This is a genomic window from Aquimarina sp. U1-2, from assembly GCF_017897595.1.
Taxonomy (GTDB): domain Bacteria; phylum Bacteroidota; class Bacteroidia; order Flavobacteriales; family Flavobacteriaceae; genus Aquimarina.
Genome location: NZ_JAGKIK010000013.1, coordinates 90,385 through 107,110, shown reverse-complemented (window position 1 = coordinate 107,110; position 16,726 = coordinate 90,385). Strand labels below are relative to the sequence as shown.

The window sequence follows — 16,726 nt, the reverse complement described above, 5'->3', positions numbered from 1 at the left end:
ATTTTTATAAAGTTAAATGATAAGCTGAAACAAGTTCAGCTTGACAAACACTTTTTAGATAGCTTAACAGATATTCAAATAAAAGGTAACACGTTTCGTTTTTCAACTTTCTAATTTCAACTTTAATATATGCGAATCATCCCAGCCATAGATATCATAGACGGAAAATGCGTGCGTCTCTCTAAAGGAGATTACAACACCAAAAAAATATATAATGAAAATCCTGTAGAAATTGCAAAGGAATTTGAAGACCACGGAATTCAATTTTTACACTTAGTAGATCTCGACGGGGCAAAATCTAAGCATATCGTAAATCATAAGATATTAGAACAAATTGCCACAAAAACAGCGTTAAAAATTGATTTTGGAGGCGGTTTAAAATCCGATCAGGATCTTAGAATTGCTTTTGAAAGTGGTGCAAACCAAATAACAGGAGGAAGTATTGCAGTAAAGAATCCCGAAGCGTTTATCTCTTGGTTGCAGACCTATGGATCAGATAAAATTATTTTAGGAGCTGATGCAAATAATGAAAAAATTGCTGTCAGTGGTTGGCAAGAGGAGAGTGATAAAGCGTTAATTCCCTTTATACAACACTATCAAAACGAGGGTGTAGCCTATGTAATTTGTACAGATATCAGTAAAGATGGGATGCTGCAAGGACCATCTTTCGAATTGTATAGTAGAATACTATCTGAAACCCAAAACCTAAAACTTATAGCTTCTGGAGGCATATCAACATTCGATGAATTGCCAAAATTAGCCGAGTTAGGTTGCGAAGGAACAATTATAGGAAAAGCTATTTATGAAAATAGGATCTCCCTGAAACAATTAGAACATTTTATACTAGAAAATAATGCCTAAAGAAGAAATAAACTGGAGTGACTTTGCGAAGATAGATATAAGGATAGGAACTATCGTATCAGCAGAGATATTTGAGGAAGCACGAAATCCGGCATACAAGCTAAGTATTGATTTTGGAGATATAGGAATAAAGAAATCCTCGGCTCAGATCACTAAATTATATGAAACCAATGATATTGTTGGTAAACAAGTGGTTGCTGTGGTTAATTTTCCACCAAAACAAATTGCTAATATCATGAGTGAATGTTTGTTATTAGGTGGTTTAGGCATAAATAAAGAAGTCGTTTTATTACAACCTGAGCGTTTCGTACAAAATGGAACCGAAGTAGGATAAAAATAATGATACCTTAAACGTAAGACTTTATACTCAATATCAATACTGAATACCGAATACCGAATACTGAATACTGAATACTGAATACCGAATATTGAATATTGAATATTGAATATTGAATACTGAATACTGAATACTGAATACTGAATACCGAATATTGAATATTGAATATTGAATATTGAATACTCAGTACTTAATACTTAGTACTTAGTACTAAATACTATATACTAACCTATGTTAACAAAAAGAATCATTCCTTGCCTCGATATAAAAGACGGGCGTACTGTAAAAGGAGTCAATTTTGTAGACCTACGAGATGCAGGAGACCCTGTAGCATTGGCAGACATATACTCAAAAGCCGGAGCCGATGAATTGGTTTTTCTTGATATTTCGGCAACCGAAGAAAAACGAAAGACCCTAGCAAATCTTGTATTACGCGTAGCTGAAAAAGTAAATATTCCATTTACAGTGGGTGGTGGTATATCTTCGGTAGAAGATGTAGATATCCTTTTACAAAATGGTGCCGATAAAGTTTCCGTAAATTCTTCAGCCGTAAAAAACCCAAAGCTGATCAATGATTTAGCAGCAAAATTTGGAAATCAATGTATTACTGTAGCCATTGATGCAAAACAAATTGATAACGAATGGAAAGTACATTTGGTGGGAGGAAAAGTACCTACAGCACTTAACTTGTTTGAATGGGCAAAAGAAGTAGAAGAGCGCGGAGCAGGAGAAATTTTATTTACCTCAATGGATCATGATGGAACAAAAGATGGCTTTGCCAATGAGGCATTAGCTAAATTGTCTGAAGAGCTCAATATCCCTATTATCGCTTCTGGCGGTGCTGGAAGCATGAAACACTTTGTAGATGCATTTAAAAAAGGAAAAGCTGATGCAGCTCTTGCCGCTAGTGTTTTTCATTTTAAAGAAATAGAAATTAAAAACCTAAAAGAAATATTGCAAAATCATCATATATCGGTAAGGTTATAACAGCATCTTTTAAAACACAATTTTTTGAGCCTTATTTTAAATATGCTCTAATTAAAAACTAGTACTTTATTAGTTTCAACGAGCAAAGAATTAGTTAAGTTTGAAATATGTATATAATGTATACTTTGTATATTTGTAAAAAACGAAATAATGAGAAAAAACATAGACTTAGATGAATTAACACTTACCAAATTAAAAATAATCTCGGCTTTTGAAAATCTCAGTGTTAAAAAATTGATAGAAAAAGCTGTAGAAACCTATGTTTTAGAAAAAGAAAAAGAAAGTATTGAAGCAATGACTGATGAGGAAAAACAAGATTTTGGTTTGTGGTTACTTCTTCAAAAAGCCGATACATCTGAGCAGGTATCTAAAAATGATATTTTCAATATTTTAGATGCTTAATGAAAACTATTTATCTCCGTAGCTTCGAAAAAGATATCAAAAAGATCAAAAACAACAAAATAAAGACACAACTTAAAAATGTTCTATTAGACATAGAAAAAGTAGATTCTGTTGACGATATAGCGAATATCAAGAAGTTAAAAAGTTTTGATGTAGCTTATCGAGTTCGTGTAGGTCAATATCGCCTTGGAATGTTCATAGAAAATAAAACCGTTACTTTCGCTCGCTTTGTAAAGAGAGAAGATATTTATAAAATTTTTCCTTAAATGAGTACATCAAAATTCCATTTTTCCATTTGGAAACAATCAAAAGAAACTTTAATTCCAGCTATTATTCAAGATGCAACTACCAAAAATGTACTTATGTTAGGGTATATGAACAAGGAAGCCTATGAAAAAACGATTGCAACGAATAAAGTAACTTTCTATAGCCGTTCAAAACAACGCTTGTGGACAAAAGGAGAAGAAAGTGGTAACTTTTTACATCTTGTTGATGTTAAAAACGATTGTGACCAGGATACTTTACTCGTTTATGTAAATCCTGAAGGTCCTACCTGCCATACAGGTTCAGATACTTGTTGGAGTGAAGATAATAATCAATCTTTTGGGTTCTTGTCAGAGTTAGAAGAGATCATAAAAGACAGAAGAGAGCATCCGGATAACGAAATATCATATGTAGCTTCTTTGTTTCGAAAAGGAATAAATAAGGTAGCACAAAAGGTTGGCGAAGAGGCAGTCGAAGTTGTTATAGAGGCCAAAGATGATAATGAAGATTTATTTCTTAATGAAAGTGCAGACCTACTTTTTCATTACTTAATCCTTTTACAGGCAAAGGGATATGAATTAAATGATATTGTAAAAGTTTTAAAATTAAGGCATTAATTAAGTTTTAAAATATAAGTTATCCAAAACCGTTAAAGTTTTACGGTAAAAAGATATTTTTTTTACTTTTGCCCCACCTAAACCAATTTATTTTGAAAGCAAAAGGCAATGTGCTAGGCTTTTTTGGGAGAAGCCTATCAATTATACTTATTGTATTCTTTCCCTTTGTTTCCTCTTATGCACAATGTACGCCAGATCCAGCGACAATTGATATTGAGGTATGTAGTATGGAAACCCTTGATTTTGATGGCGATACTAATCCTGATGGTATCATTAGTATGTATGATGAAACCAGTACTACCTCTGTAGATGGTACATGGACAATCGCTCCAGAATATGCAGCGGCTTTTGATTCAAGTACAGGTAGGTTATCTACCTGGGGCTTACAAAATTCGACAGTTACTGCTACAGAAAATGAATACTTTTTTGAATTACGAAACGCTAGCTGTGGTGACGTTGTACTAAAGACAGCAAGAGTATAATCTTGGGGCCTTATTCCGGAGTAGCATTACCGCGTTCTGGAGCGCTTAATGTGAATGCACAAGGGTGTGATTCTGAGACATTTTTATTATTTTCTGCATTTGTTCAGGATAATACGATTCCGCCACCTCATGCGAATGGAGAATGGATATATAACGGTTCTAGTCCGAATTTTGTAGGATTTAATGAAGATCAAACTGGTTTTGAAGCTCGTATCCCTTACGGATTTACTTCAGAAACACCATTCATAGATCAGGAAGCTTTTGAATTTACATATAGAGTTCCTGGAATCTTGCCTTGTGATCCTTTTCAAGAAACCACAGTTCGTATCGCGATTGTACGACAAGTGGATGCAGGATCTGCAAACTTTATTAATATCTGCGAAGATGAAATACTAGCAGGCGATTATGATGCAGATATCAATTTACGAGATGATATATACCTTAACGGAGAGGATAACGAAGGCATTTGGTTGCCAGGTTTAGATCCCACAGGGCAAATAGCAGATGAGAATGACCCAATTATTAATCTTAAAGAGTTATATACTACCTTAACCGATGGAGGAAGAAACCTCCGTTTTGGCTGTAAAACTTATGATTTTCATTATAAAGTGGATCAAAGAGCTCGAGTGTGCGAAAATGACACAAGTATCGTTTCTTTTAAGATATATGAACAACTACGACCCTTTCGCCAACCCAATCCGCCACCACGAATTTGCACAAATCAGGGACCAGGGAATTTGAATTTGTTTAGTTTACTAGAGTTTTCAGAAGAAACTAATGCCGATGGAGCAACTATTGATTTTACCTATGCATCAGACAGCGCAACCAACTGGCGATTGCTTAGTGGTCCGGCACCTAGTGGTTTCGATTTAGAATTAGAACAGTTGCTTACAGAATTAGGGAATCCTAACCCAGAATATACACATTTAGGAACGATTAACACTCAAAACGCTCCACCCGGAACCTACGTGTTTGAATATGCTGTGAGTCCTGCTATCAATTGTAAAGACGAAAATGATGTTTGTGATCCATATAGTGGGGGAGCAAGTACCTCTTGTCTAAATCCGTGTGCAGTCGAGACTGCTACGGTCACTATAGAAATATTACCTTTTGATTATGCAGGAGAAAATACTTCAGATATTTCTATTTGCGAATCTGTCGGTCAAGTGGATTTAAGAAGTCTTTTAAATACAAACGGTTTTAATACGATATCGAATTCGGGAGTTTGGACAAATATTTTTGGTGATGTTGTTCCAAATCGCTATAGTATACAAGAACGAGATATCGCGCAAACATTAACCTTTACCTATACTACAACAAACGCTTCAGGTTGTGAAGCTAGTGCAACGCTGGTATTTACTGTTGATAAAGAACCTAATGCGGGAGAGGATGGTACTATAACTTTATGTTCTGATGACCTTACCGTAACGCTTTTTGAAGTCCTGGGAGGAGATCCAGATACTACAGGAGTATGGACGGGACCATTTGGATATACTTCTCCGGATCACTTAGGATTTTTTGATGCAAGCGATACCATGCTACCAGTACTAGGTGAAGGCGTATATACGTACACTGTTCCTGCTAATGGAGACTGTTCTGATCCTGATCAGGCTATAGTAACTATTTCTGTAGTAGAGCCCTTAACTATTGGGACCGATAGAGCAGAAACGTTTTGTAAAATTGATGGTAGGGTAAATCTGTTCTCATTATTAGATAGAGATACTCCACGCGGAGGAACCTTCGAAGATACAGATAACACCGGGGCTCTGTTAGCAGATGGCGTTTTGGAATTTGAAACATTAACCAATGAAATTTACAATTTCAGATACGTGCTGTCGAATGCGGCACCTTGTGATCAGTCATCGCTCATTGTTTCGGTTCAAATCGTAGATTTACCGATTCCGAATGTACCCGATCAGGAATTTTGTATTCTGGATGCTGTACGTTTAGATGATATTGAGGTAGATGTCTTAAATTATAATTGGTATGATTCTTTAGAAAGTAGCACTGCTGTTGTAGATAATCCGATTTTATTGGATAATCAAATATATTATATTACAAATGTTGATGTAGATGGCTGTGAATCAGAACGCCTTCAGGTTACCATGAATATTCTAAATACAGGTGAACGGTCTTCGACAAATGAATTATGCGCATTTGACTTTCAAGATGGTGTTACACCTAATGGCGATAATCAAAATGATACTTTTGACTTGCTTATCGAAGACGAGTTTAACCTACCAGAGGCTTTTCCTGATTTCGAATTGAAAATTTTTAACCGTTACGGAACGCTGGTTTATGATGCAAGAAAAGATACTGAAGAATTTCGGGGTGAAAGCAATGTTTCAGTACGATTAGGAGATGACCTTCCATCCGGAACATATTTCTACATTTTTACACCAAATTTCGAAAATAATTTACCTATTCAGGGAAGTTTTTACCTAAGCAGATAAACAATGATAAAGTTAAGACTAATTGTAATCATAAGTGTGGTTTTCTGTGTGGTTATTTCGGCGCAGCAAGAACCCCAGTACTCTCAATACATGTATAATATGAGTACCGTAAATCCGGCTTATGCTACAGGACAAAGTGGTTTGATTTCTACGGGAATATTGTACAGACAACAATGGACCGGTATCGAAGGTGGACCAAGAACAGCGAATGTTTTTGCCAATATTCCGATAAGTGAGAAGATAGAACTTAGTGTAAACTATGTTAATGATAAAATAGGAGACGCGATTCCGGTAAACAATGATTACGCCAATATTGACTTTGCATACGTAACCAGAATTTCAGACAGAGCACGACTTTCGTATGGATTAAAAGCAGGTATCAATAGTTTTAGAATCGATCCTTCTGGATCAAATGTAGCCAGCGATCCTGTATTTATGGATAATACGGCCACTACGCAGCTAAATATAGGTGCAGGACTATACTTGTTTACCAGTAACTTCTATGCTGGGGTATCTTCACCAAATTTACTTCCTAGTGACGTGGATTTTAATGGTATAGGTGTGGCTCAAAATAAAACGCATCTTTATGGAATTGCAGGATTTGTGTTCGATTTTGTTGATGAGGTACGATTAAAGCCTTCATTAGTGGTCAAGCAAGTGATTGATTCTCCATTAACCTTCGATGTTTCGTTAAACTCAATGATTTATGATGTCTTTGAACTAGGAATTTCATATCGATATACAGATTCATTTATTGCATTAGCAGGATTCAATATAACTTCGAGTCTTAAAGTTGGATACTCTTATGATTTTAGTGTTAGTGATTTAAGCGGTTATAATAACGGAAGTCATGAAATTGTGCTGTTGTATAATTTCGATCTGTTAAGATTTGGTAATAAACATACTTCTCCAAGATTTTTCTAAATGGCAAATACAAAAATAATACTCGTATTGTTGTTATTGGCAACTCAAATTGTAGTTTCACAAAGAAAGAGTAGGGCTGATCGCTTTTTTGAACAAGGCGATTATATAAACGCAGCTAAACAATATGAAGAAGAATTGAATAGAGAAGGATATACTAAGCATATTTTAGAAAATATAAGTACTTCCTACTATAACACCTTTCAATTCAGAAAAGCATATCGATATTTAAGGTATCTAACTTCAGGAAAATTTTATAACCGTGATAAGACCTACGACAATCGATATAATTATATGATGTATCAGGTGGTTTCTGCCTTGGGGGAGTATGACAAAGCAATAAAATATCTCGCTACCTATACTGAAGAAAGAAGTCAGGAAAACTTTAATACATCAGAAGCTATTGCTATTATTGAAGATTTCAAATTAAAAGATGATGATTACAAAATTGCACCCATCAGCTTTAATTCAGAAGCTTCAGAATTTGGAGCAATTAAAAAAGATAGTACAGTTTATTTTACTACTGATCGCTTTCCTCACGGTGTTCTTGATAAAAAGTATAAATGGACGCATCGTCCATTTCTTGATATCTACAAAGTTAGTGTTGATGACAAAAATCAACCAGTTTCAGAGATCACTTCTATTTCAGAAGCTATTAACTCTAAATTGCATGAAGGTAATTTCTGTTTCTCGAATGACGGTAATACAATTTATCTTTCAAAAAGCAATGCCGAAAAAGGTAAAAAGAAATATGACAGCCTAAACAATAATGCTATTCATCTCTATAAATCAATTAAGGTTGAGGGTACATGGTCGGTACCAGAAAAATTAGAATTTAACCATACACAGTATTCTATAGAGCATCCCTCGATCTCTGTAGACGGATCAAAATTGTATTTTGCCTCGAATATGCCGGGAGGTTATGGTGATTTTGATCTGTATTATGTAACTGTGAATGTAGATGGAACCTTTGGTCAACCTATTAATTTAGGACCAAATATCAATACCGAAAACAGAGAGCAGTTTCCATTTATCTCGAACGACGGACATTTGTTTTTTTCTTCAAATGGTCATCTGGGATTAGGTATGATGGACATTTTCGTTGCTGAAGCAAAGCAAGGAAAATTTAATACCCCGATTAATCTGGGAGCTCCTATTAATTCGAGTTTTGATGATTTTTCGTTGTCATATTACAACGCAACTGATGGTTTTTTTGCCTCTAACAGGAAAAAGGGAAGTGATGACATCTATGAATTCACGCAGATAGGAGAAATTTTTCCAAGAGAATACAGAACCAGGTTCGAGGTAAGAGATTTTGCAAATGATGGGTATATAGCTAATGCAGATGTAGTTCTTTTTGATACTAATAATGAAAAATTATATGAAAGTCAGTTAGATGCTATCGCTGCTTTTGATATTAAATTATTCCCTGGAAAATACAATTTCAAAGCAGCCGCTCCAGGCTATAAAACCAAAACTAAAGTAGTACTTGTCAAAGAAAAAGACGAAGCGATTTATGTAATTTATCTGGATAAGGGAACAGATATTACAAGTACCGAGAATGTTAAACGTAAAAACACCAATAGTAGTAGTGAAAGTAATACAAAGACAAACGAAATAACTAGTACAAACATACACACAGAAACGAAGTTAAGGTCAACAGAAATTACCAAAGCAAAACTGAGAGAAACACTTCTGGAAGATACCGAAGGCCCACCAGTAATAGAAAAAGACGGTAGGTTGTTTTTTAAAATGCCACCTATTTATTTCGATTATGATAAATGGAATATTCGTTCTGATTCGAAAAGGGTATTAGATGAACTAGCAGCCAAACTTGAAAAATATAAATCGGTTTATATTAAAATCAGTTCACATACCGATAGTAGAGGTACAGATTCTTACAATCAAGTACTTTCTGAAAAAAGAGCAGAATCTACCAGAAATTATCTGGCGCTTGTAGGGTATGTAAATGCTCGAAGAATTCAATTTATAGGTTTTGGAGAGTCACAACCACTCATTGATTGTGATAACAAAGTATGTTCTGAAGAAGATCACCAAACCAACAGACGAAGTGAATTCGAAATAGTGAAGTATTAAATCAATTTTAAAATAATATTATGAAAATCAGGGTTTTACTTATATTGGTCATTGTTGTTACAAAGACTTTTTCTCAAGTTTCAGTAAGTTCCAAGCATTATGGAAAAGTAGGGAAAATAGATTCTAAAACTTTTCAACGTTTTAAAAACACTACAACAGTTTTTGTTCTATCTAAATTTTATGATCAAGAGGCTTACAAGGCTATATTAAATGAGGTATGGACTGTTACTCCTTATATTATTGCGGATATCAATAATTTCAATATAGAGGATTATTTGAATGATGATAATTCAATAGTTCATATAGGGGCATTCCAAAAAGAAATTACTAGAAAAAGTGGAAGTATTAGTATTAGAAGATATATATATATTGATTTTAACATGTACGACAATGAAAAAATACTAGATAAACTTAAGAATATAACTTCTAAACAAAAAGAAAGAAAATTTCAGAAAATTTTAAATAAATACGAAATTCCAATCGCCCGCTTTTATATTTACCCTAAAGGTGATGCATGGGGAGACATAGATAAAGTTATAAATGACAAGATAGTAATAACTAAGAGTAAAATATACTCAGATGATATGTTTTACAATTATAACCCCGGATTTTTAAAAAATTATTTTCAGAAAGTTAATTCGTTGATAGAGAGTGAACAAGAGTATTGGTTATATGATAATAGTTATCTGCCAGAGCTAAAAAATTTGTCGACTACAAAACTATTTGTACCATCCTATTTAGATAATAAAATAAATCCTACTTTCTATATACCTGTTGGAGATAAAAAAGAAGACTATATATCTAAACTTTTCAAAAATTATACTTTCGAATATGAAGTAATGTCGGAAGAACATATAAGTGCTAAAATTTTGAAAGGCGAAGAATTTTATTATGTGAGGTATGCAAGAATGAATTCAGAGAGGTTTCTGGAAGTAGTCAATTCCAAAACTGGAGAAATTATTTATCGTGATTATATAACGGGTCTTTCAAGTAATTTAAAACCGAAGCATATCGAAGACTTAAAGAAGAAAATAAGTAAAGCGATCAAAAAAAATAATTGATAAATGAGGATTTGTAATTGATTAGAACTTATTGTATTTTTGCACTCCTTTTTGGTGAATAAGAGAATCTAAAAAGGATACATATAATTAATTTTAACGCTTCTGTATAGTTTTCGCTTTGATTCTCAATACTGTACAGGATACAAATTTAATCTTCAATGTCTGAAGAAACTAAAAACGCAGACGTTCAGGAAGTGGAAACTAAAAATGCAGCTCCTGCTGTATCTCCACAACAAGAAAATCCTGAGCAATTTTTAAAAGATTTTAACTGGCATAATTACGAAGAGGGTATTGATCCTATTGCTGATTCTAAACTCGAAGAGTTTGAAAAGTTAGTAGCAGAGAATTTTGTAGATACCCTTAATGACGAAGTAGTAGACGGTACTGTGATTAATATTACAGATCGAGATGCTATTATTGATATTAATGCTAAAAGTGAAGGTGTTATCTCGCTGAACGAATTTCGCTATAACCCTGATCTAAAAGTAGGTGATAAGGTAGAGGTGTTAATCGATGTACGTGAAGATGCTACAGGTCAATTGATCTTATCTCATCGTAAAGCTCGTGTTATCAAAGCATGGGATAGAGTTAATGCCGCTCATGATACTGGCGAAATCGTAAATGGGTTTGTAAAATGCAGAACCAAAGGAGGAATGATCGTTGATGTATTTGGAATTGAAGCCTTCCTGCCAGGTTCTCAGATCGATGTAAAGCCTATCCGTGATTATGATGCTTATGTTGGAAAAACTATGGAATTTAAAGTGGTAAAAATTAACCACGAATTCAAAAATGTAGTAGTTTCTCACAAAGCACTTATCGAGGCAGATATCGAGGAGCAGAAGAAAGAAATTATCGGTCAGCTAGAAAAAGGTCAGGTATTAGAAGGTACTGTTAAGAATGTTACTTCTTACGGTGTATTTGTTGATCTTGGAGGCGTTGACGGACTTATTCATATCACAGATCTTTCTTGGTCACGAATCAATCATCCTAATGAGATTGTAGAACTTGACCAGAAACTAAACGTAGTAATTTTAGACTTTGACGAAGCCAAAACACGTATTCAGCTAGGTCTTAAGCAATTGAAACCTCACCCATGGGAAGCTCTTGATAAAGAACTTAAAGTAGGTGATAAGGTGAAAGGAAAAGTTGTAGTTATCGCAGATTACGGTGCTTTTATAGAAGTAGAAGAAGGTGTAGAAGGATTAATTCACGTTTCTGAAATGTCATGGTCTACTCATTTACGTTCTGCACAAGACTTTGTAAAAGTAGGGGATCAGGTAGAAGCTGTTATTCTGACTTTGGATAGAGAAGAGCGTAAGATGTCGTTAGGTATCAAGCAATTAACTCCGGATCCTTGGACAGATATTACCTCTAAGTATCCTGTAGGTTCTAAGCATAGCGGTATAGTAAGAAACTTTACAAACTTTGGTGTTTTTGTTGAGTTAGAAGAAGGAATTGATGGACTTATTTATATCTCGGACCTTTCTTGGACCAAGAAAATCAAGCACCCATCAGACTTTACTAACGTTGGTGATACACTAGATGTGATTGTTCTAGAACTTGATGTTGAAGGACGTAAACTAAGTTTAGGTCACAAACAAACTGAGGATAATCCATGGGATACCTATGAGACTGAATTTGGTGTAGGAACCAAACATACTGCAAAAATTGCAGATATTGTAGATAAAGGTGCTACTATCGAATTTAACGATAATATCGTTGCTTTTGTACCTTCTCGCCATCTAGAGAAAGAGGACGGAAGTAAAATCAAAAAAGGTGAAGAAGCAGAATTCCAGATTATAGAATTTAATAAAGAATTCAAAAGAGTGGTAGCTTCTCATACTGCATTGTTTAGAGAAGAGGAAGCTAAAATCGTGAAGCAAGCTGCAAAGAAGGCTGCTGCAAATTCAGCAGAAAAAACTACGCTTGGTGATATCGATGCACTAGCTGATTTGAAAGCAAAAATGGAAAAAGGAGGGAAGTAGTTCTTCTTCCTTTCAAAATAAAAAAAGGTCGTTTGTTATAAACGGCCTTTTTGATTTTGGTTTGTACTGTATCCATAGCTACAACTATGATTGAGTTTTTTTGTCTAAACAAAAAATGACTGCTTTTTATTTGAACAATTTTAAAGTATAACGGGTATTATCCCGAGTTCGATGATTATTTTATTGAATAGTATTCATTTACTTTCGCCTGTCTGGTCGAGCGCAGTCGAGACCTGTTTAATGCACCTAAAAATACTCTTTCGACCTCGCGTAGGATAACTGAAGCAAAAAAGATTTTCTAATGCATATAGTGAGTTAAAGTTCTAAGACTCATAATGTGTTAAAATTCTAATTTTTCCTTATTTTTGTACTCCAAAGTTTCATTTGGGTAATTATGAGTCAAAAACTACTACTTAGTGCAAAAGAAATAGATATTATTCTGCACCGTTTGGCTTGTCAACTTATCGAAAATCATACACACTTTAAAGATACAGTACTTATTGGAGTGCAACCTAGAGGTACATTTTTGGCAGATCGAATCAAACAGATTTTGGTGAATGACTATACAATTACAAATGTATGCCTAGGTTATCTAGATATTACTTTTTATCGAGACGATTTTAGACGAGGAGAGAAACCATTAGAAGCCAACAAAACACATATCGATTTTGTAGTAGAAGATAAGCGAGTCGTTTTTATTGATGATGTTTTGTATACAGGCCGAAGTATTAGAGCTGCCTTAACTGCAGTGCAATCTTTTGGAAGACCTTTGGAAATAGAATTGCTAACACTAATCGACAGAAGATTTAGCAGGCACTTACCTATACAGCCTAATTATAGAGGTCGGCAGGTGGATGCTATTAATCAAGAAAAAGTGAAAGTACACTGGGTAGAAAATGAAGGAGAAGATGCAGTATATTTAATTAATCCTTAAATCAGACTTATGCAGGAGACCTTCGTTATAAAGGTTGAAAAAGCATTAAAACCTGCTTTTTTCTTAGTTTTGACATAGCAGTTTAACCTGAGTGGAGTCGATGGGATAAGGTTAAACTTAAAAATGTAATCGTAAGGTTAGGTTTTAGGATTTTCAAAATGTAGTAGATTTTATAACGGATAATCCCGGTTAAACTAAATAAATTTCAATAAGTATATTAAATTAATTGTATCTAAATATTTGAAAGTAGAAGAATGAGCGAACTAAGTGTAAACCACTTATTAGGAATAAAGTATCTGAAAAAGGAGGATATTGATTTGATTTTTGAGACAGCTGATCATTTCAAAGAAGTGATTAATAGACCTATTAAAAAGGTTCCATCACTACGAGATATTACTATTGCTAACCTTTTTTTTGAAAACAGTACGCGCACACGATTATCTTTTGAATTGGCCGAGAAAAGACTTTCTGCCGATGTTGTTAATTTTTCTGCAGCCTCATCTTCAGTTAAAAAAGGAGAAACGCTTATTGATACGGTCAATAATATTTTATCTATGAAAGTAGATATGGTGGTTATGAGACATCCTAATCCGGGTGCTGGTGTTTTTCTTTCTAAACATGTAGGGGCCAGTATTGTAAACGCCGGGGACGGAGCACATGAGCATCCTACCCAGGCGCTCTTAGATACGTATTCTATACGCGAACGATTAGGTGAAGTAAAAGGAAAAAAGGTAGTTATAGTTGGGGATATTCTCCATTCTCGAGTAGCGCTATCGAATATATTTGCGCTACAATTACAAGGCGCCGAAGTAAAAGTTTGTGGTCCTAAAACCTTATTGCCAAAATATATCGACAAGCTTGGTATTACGGTAGAAACCAATTTGAGAAAAGCACTTAATTGGTGTGATGTGGCAAACATGTTGCGTGTTCAAAATGAGCGAATGGAAATAAGTTATTTTCCTTCATCAAGAGAATATACACAACTATTTGGAGTAGATAAAAAGGTATTGGATAGTTTAGATAAAGAAATTGTAATCATGCATCCGGGACCCATCAATCGTGGCGTAGAAATTACGAGCGATGTGGCAGATTCTAATCAGGCCATTATATTAGATCAGGTACAAAATGGAGTTGCAATACGTATGGCAGTTATATATCTTTTAGCGTCAAAAATTAAACGATAAACTTATGATTTTCAATAAGGAAGGTTCTACAACAATTATAACCCAAGAGAAAACAACCATCGTAGAGTTTGTAAAAGGTCTAGAGAATAAATATGATGTTCTTAAAAACGATAATATCATTGTTAATCTCTTTTCATTACAGCAAATTTCACCAAAGGATATTCAAGAATTCTTAAGGATTTCTAACCAGCATAAAGCAGCCAAACGCTCTTTTGTTATTGTTACCGATAAAGTTTCTTACGAAGAGGTGCCAGAAGAGATTACTATAGTACCTTCTTTACAAGAAGCTTATGATTTGGTAGAAATGGAGGAAATCGAAAGGGATCTAGATTTCGAATAGTCTAAATGATTGTCTGCTAGCCTTAATTACACCGAGGCTTTTTAACGAAAAAATTCGAAGTTTTTTCTATAAGGATTTGTGTTATTTTATATTGATTTAGCTCTAAATAAAACTTAAATTTGAAAATTACCATATTAGGCTGTTACTCGGCGACACCCAGAACATTTACCAATCCTACTGCCCAGGTTTTAGAAATCAATAACCACATCTTTCTTATTGATTGTGGTGAAGGCACACAAGTACAACTAAGACGAAACAAAATTAAGTTTTCAAGAATAAAGCATATTTTTATTTCACATTTGCATGGAGACCATTTTTTTGGTTTAATAGGTTTGATATCGACCTTTCGACTTTTAACCAGGGAAACACCTTTACATATCTATGGACCTAAAGGAATTAAAGAAGTAATCACATTACAATTAAAATTATCCAATTCATGGACCGACTATCCGTTGCATTTTCATGAGCTTACCAATATGGATACTGAAGTGATCTTGGAAGACGAAAAAGTGAGAGTTAGCACCATTCCTTTACAGCATAGGGTATATTGCAATGGATTTCTGTTTCAGGAAAAACCCGGGGATAGAAAACTGTTGATGAGTAAAGTTCTGAATTATGATATTGATGTCGCTTATTATCGATCCATAAAAAAAGGGAATGACGTGGTGTTACAAGATGGTTCTGTCGTCTTGAACAAAAATATTACCGAAGATCCAAAACCTGTAAAAAGTTATGCGTTTTGTAGTGATACGAAGTACGATGAAGCTAAAGTTCCGTTACTGCATAACTGTTCGGTATTGTATCATGAATCTACATTTTTAGAGGTACATCAACATCTCTGTGCCAAAACCGGTCATAGTTCTGCAAAAGAAGCTGCTTTAATTGCAAAAAAAGCAAATGTAGGAACACTTATTTTAGGGCATTATTCTACGCGCTATGGTGATATTGAGTTATTCCGCGAAGAAGCAAAAACGATTTTTGATCGTGTTGAAATAGCTGATGATGGTAAGGTTTTTACTTTTTAAAACAAGTGATACCAATTCTACATATGATTTGGGTTAAAATCATAATATTTGGAATCGATTTACACAAGTAAATAGTACATTTGAATACTAATGACATATTATGAACAGAGATCTTACTGATTATAGAAAATCTTACGAGAAAAATACCTTAAGTGAAGACAATTTACCTGATACCCCATGGAAACTCTTTTCTGATTGGTTTAGAGAGGTAGAAGAAGACGGTGGTGTTGAAGAAATTAATGCGATGACGATTGCCACTATAGGTCTAGATGGCTTTCCGAAAAATAGGGTAGTGTTGTTGAAACATTATGACGAACAGGGTTTCGTTTTTTACACAAATTACAGTTCAGAAAAGGGAAAATCACTATTGCAAAATCCAAAGACTTGTTTATCTTTTTTTTGGCCCAATGTAGAAAGACAGGTTATCATTAAAGGAGAGGCTATAAAGCTTGCTACGTCAGAAAGTGAGCAATACTTTGCATCCAGACCCAGAGGGAGTCAACTTGGTGCATGGGCATCAGACCAAAGCGCTATTATTTCGTCTAGAGAATCTCTTGAACAAGCATTGCAGTCTTTAGAAAATAAGTATCAAAATAAAGATATACCGAAACCGCCATTTTGGGGAGGGTTTAGGGTAATCCCGAATACTATAGAATTTTGGCAAGGCAGAGCAAATCGTTTGCATGATCGTATTCTGTATTCCCTTGAAAATAAAACATGGATAACAAATAGATTAGCTCCTTAAATTAGGGAAACTCCGCCTATACTTTCGAAAA

Annotated in this window: 17 protein-coding genes; all 17 read left to right on the top strand. The window is 34.5% G+C overall.

Annotated features, from left to right (window positions below; genetic code table 11):
- The first annotated feature begins 129 nt into the window (after window positions 1-129).
- The 17 genes from hisA to pdxH all read left to right on the top strand — a co-directional run bounded on the left by hisA (window position 130) and on the right by pdxH (window position 16,695).
- A complete protein-coding gene (hisA, locus tag J8281_RS15450; protein WP_210198553.1) occupies window positions 130-861 on the top strand; it encodes a 1-(5-phosphoribosyl)-5-[(5-phosphoribosylamino)methylideneamino]imidazole-4-carboxamide isomerase in 732 nt (243 codons plus the stop codon).
- Window positions 854-1,195, top strand: coding sequence for a tRNA-binding protein (locus tag J8281_RS15445; protein WP_210198552.1), 342 nt, complete (start codon window positions 854-856; stop codon window positions 1,193-1,195). Before hisA ends, J8281_RS15445 begins: the two co-directional genes overlap by 8 nt.
- A 234-nt stretch (window positions 1,196-1,429) precedes the next feature.
- The gene (gene hisF, locus J8281_RS15440) at window positions 1,430-2,185 is read left to right on the top strand and encodes an imidazole glycerol phosphate synthase subunit HisF (RefSeq protein WP_210198551.1); all 756 of its coding nucleotides are present in this window, start codon (window positions 1,430-1,432) and stop codon (window positions 2,183-2,185) included.
- 150 nt (window positions 2,186-2,335) lie between these two features.
- Complete coding sequence (locus tag J8281_RS15435; RefSeq protein ID WP_210198550.1) at window positions 2,336-2,587, top strand: hypothetical protein; 252 nt, start codon at window positions 2,336-2,338, stop codon at window positions 2,585-2,587.
- A complete protein-coding gene (locus tag J8281_RS15430) occupies window positions 2,587-2,853 on the top strand; it encodes a type II toxin-antitoxin system RelE/ParE family toxin (RefSeq protein WP_210198549.1) in 267 nt (88 codons plus the stop codon). The genes J8281_RS15435 and J8281_RS15430 overlap by 1 nt, the downstream gene beginning before the upstream one ends.
- Window positions 2,854-3,468, top strand: a complete 615-nt coding sequence (gene hisIE, locus J8281_RS15425; RefSeq protein WP_210198548.1) for a bifunctional phosphoribosyl-AMP cyclohydrolase/phosphoribosyl-ATP diphosphatase HisIE — start codon at window positions 2,854-2,856, stop codon at window positions 3,466-3,468.
- Window positions 3,469-3,560: 92 nt separating this feature from the next.
- On the top strand, window positions 3,561-3,950 hold the full coding sequence (locus tag J8281_RS15420) for a hypothetical protein (RefSeq protein ID WP_210198547.1): 390 nt from the start codon (window positions 3,561-3,563) through the stop codon (window positions 3,948-3,950).
- Between the two features lie 2 nt (window positions 3,951-3,952).
- Window positions 3,953-6,403, top strand: a complete 2,451-nt coding sequence (locus tag J8281_RS15415) for a gliding motility-associated C-terminal domain-containing protein (RefSeq protein WP_210198546.1) — start codon at window positions 3,953-3,955, stop codon at window positions 6,401-6,403.
- Window positions 6,404-6,406: 3 nt separating this feature from the next.
- Window positions 6,407-7,327: a type IX secretion system membrane protein PorP/SprF gene (locus tag J8281_RS15410; protein ID WP_210198545.1), complete on the top strand. Its 921-nt coding sequence runs from the start codon at window positions 6,407-6,409 to the stop codon at window positions 7,325-7,327.
- Window positions 7,328-9,421: an OmpA family protein gene (locus J8281_RS15405; protein ID WP_210198544.1), complete on the top strand. Its 2,094-nt coding sequence runs from the start codon at window positions 7,328-7,330 to the stop codon at window positions 9,419-9,421. It begins immediately after the preceding gene.
- Between the two features lie 20 nt (window positions 9,422-9,441).
- Window positions 9,442-10,482: a hypothetical protein gene (locus tag J8281_RS15400; protein WP_210198543.1), complete on the top strand. Its 1,041-nt coding sequence runs from the start codon at window positions 9,442-9,444 to the stop codon at window positions 10,480-10,482.
- A gap of 158 nt (window positions 10,483-10,640) precedes the next feature.
- Window positions 10,641-12,467 carry a 30S ribosomal protein S1 gene (gene rpsA, locus J8281_RS15395; protein ID WP_210198542.1) on the top strand — a complete coding sequence of 609 codons (1,827 nt, stop codon included), beginning with the start codon at window positions 10,641-10,643 and terminating at the stop codon, window positions 12,465-12,467.
- 394 nt (window positions 12,468-12,861) lie between these two features.
- On the top strand, window positions 12,862-13,401 hold the full coding sequence (gene pyrR / locus J8281_RS15390; protein ID WP_210198541.1) for a bifunctional pyr operon transcriptional regulator/uracil phosphoribosyltransferase PyrR: 540 nt from the start codon (window positions 12,862-12,864) through the stop codon (window positions 13,399-13,401).
- Between the two features lie 254 nt (window positions 13,402-13,655).
- The gene (locus J8281_RS15385) at window positions 13,656-14,585 is read left to right on the top strand and encodes an aspartate carbamoyltransferase catalytic subunit (RefSeq protein ID WP_210198540.1); all 930 of its coding nucleotides are present in this window, start codon (window positions 13,656-13,658) and stop codon (window positions 14,583-14,585) included.
- A 4-nt stretch (window positions 14,586-14,589) separates the two neighbouring features.
- Window positions 14,590-14,925, top strand: a complete 336-nt coding sequence (locus J8281_RS15380) for a ribonuclease Z (RefSeq protein ID WP_210198539.1) — start codon at window positions 14,590-14,592, stop codon at window positions 14,923-14,925.
- Window positions 14,926-15,044: 119 nt separating this feature from the next.
- Window positions 15,045-15,950, top strand: coding sequence for a ribonuclease Z (locus tag J8281_RS15375; protein WP_210198538.1), 906 nt, complete (start codon window positions 15,045-15,047; stop codon window positions 15,948-15,950).
- 100 nt (window positions 15,951-16,050) lie between these two features.
- Window positions 16,051-16,695: a pyridoxamine 5'-phosphate oxidase gene (gene pdxH / locus J8281_RS15370; protein ID WP_210198537.1), complete on the top strand. Its 645-nt coding sequence runs from the start codon at window positions 16,051-16,053 to the stop codon at window positions 16,693-16,695.
- Window positions 16,696-16,726 lie beyond the last annotated feature (31 nt).

Coding starts and splice junctions, on each gene's coding strand:
- J8281_RS15385 (WP_210198540.1), top strand. CDS start 13,656: ATGAGCGAACTAAGTGTAAACCACTTATTAGGAATAAAGTATCTGAAA.
- rpsA (WP_210198542.1), top strand. CDS start 10,641: ATGTCTGAAGAAACTAAAAACGCAGACGTTCAGGAAGTGGAAACTAAA.
- hisF (WP_210198551.1), top strand. CDS start 1,430: ATGTTAACAAAAAGAATCATTCCTTGCCTCGATATAAAAGACGGGCGT.
- J8281_RS15410 (WP_210198545.1), top strand. CDS start 6,407: ATGATAAAGTTAAGACTAATTGTAATCATAAGTGTGGTTTTCTGTGTG.
- J8281_RS15430 (WP_210198549.1), top strand. CDS start 2,587: ATGAAAACTATTTATCTCCGTAGCTTCGAAAAAGATATCAAAAAGATC.
- J8281_RS15400 (WP_210198543.1), top strand. CDS start 9,442: ATGAAAATCAGGGTTTTACTTATATTGGTCATTGTTGTTACAAAGACT.
- J8281_RS15405 (WP_210198544.1), top strand. CDS start 7,328: ATGGCAAATACAAAAATAATACTCGTATTGTTGTTATTGGCAACTCAA.
- pdxH (WP_210198537.1), top strand. CDS start 16,051: ATGAACAGAGATCTTACTGATTATAGAAAATCTTACGAGAAAAATACC.
- pyrR (WP_210198541.1), top strand. CDS start 12,862: ATGAGTCAAAAACTACTACTTAGTGCAAAAGAAATAGATATTATTCTG.
- J8281_RS15380 (WP_210198539.1), top strand. CDS start 14,590: ATGATTTTCAATAAGGAAGGTTCTACAACAATTATAACCCAAGAGAAA.
- hisIE (WP_210198548.1), top strand. CDS start 2,854: ATGAGTACATCAAAATTCCATTTTTCCATTTGGAAACAATCAAAAGAA.
- J8281_RS15445 (WP_210198552.1), top strand. CDS start 854: ATGCCTAAAGAAGAAATAAACTGGAGTGACTTTGCGAAGATAGATATA.
- J8281_RS15435 (WP_210198550.1), top strand. CDS start 2,336: ATGAGAAAAAACATAGACTTAGATGAATTAACACTTACCAAATTAAAA.
- hisA (WP_210198553.1), top strand. CDS start 130: ATGCGAATCATCCCAGCCATAGATATCATAGACGGAAAATGCGTGCGT.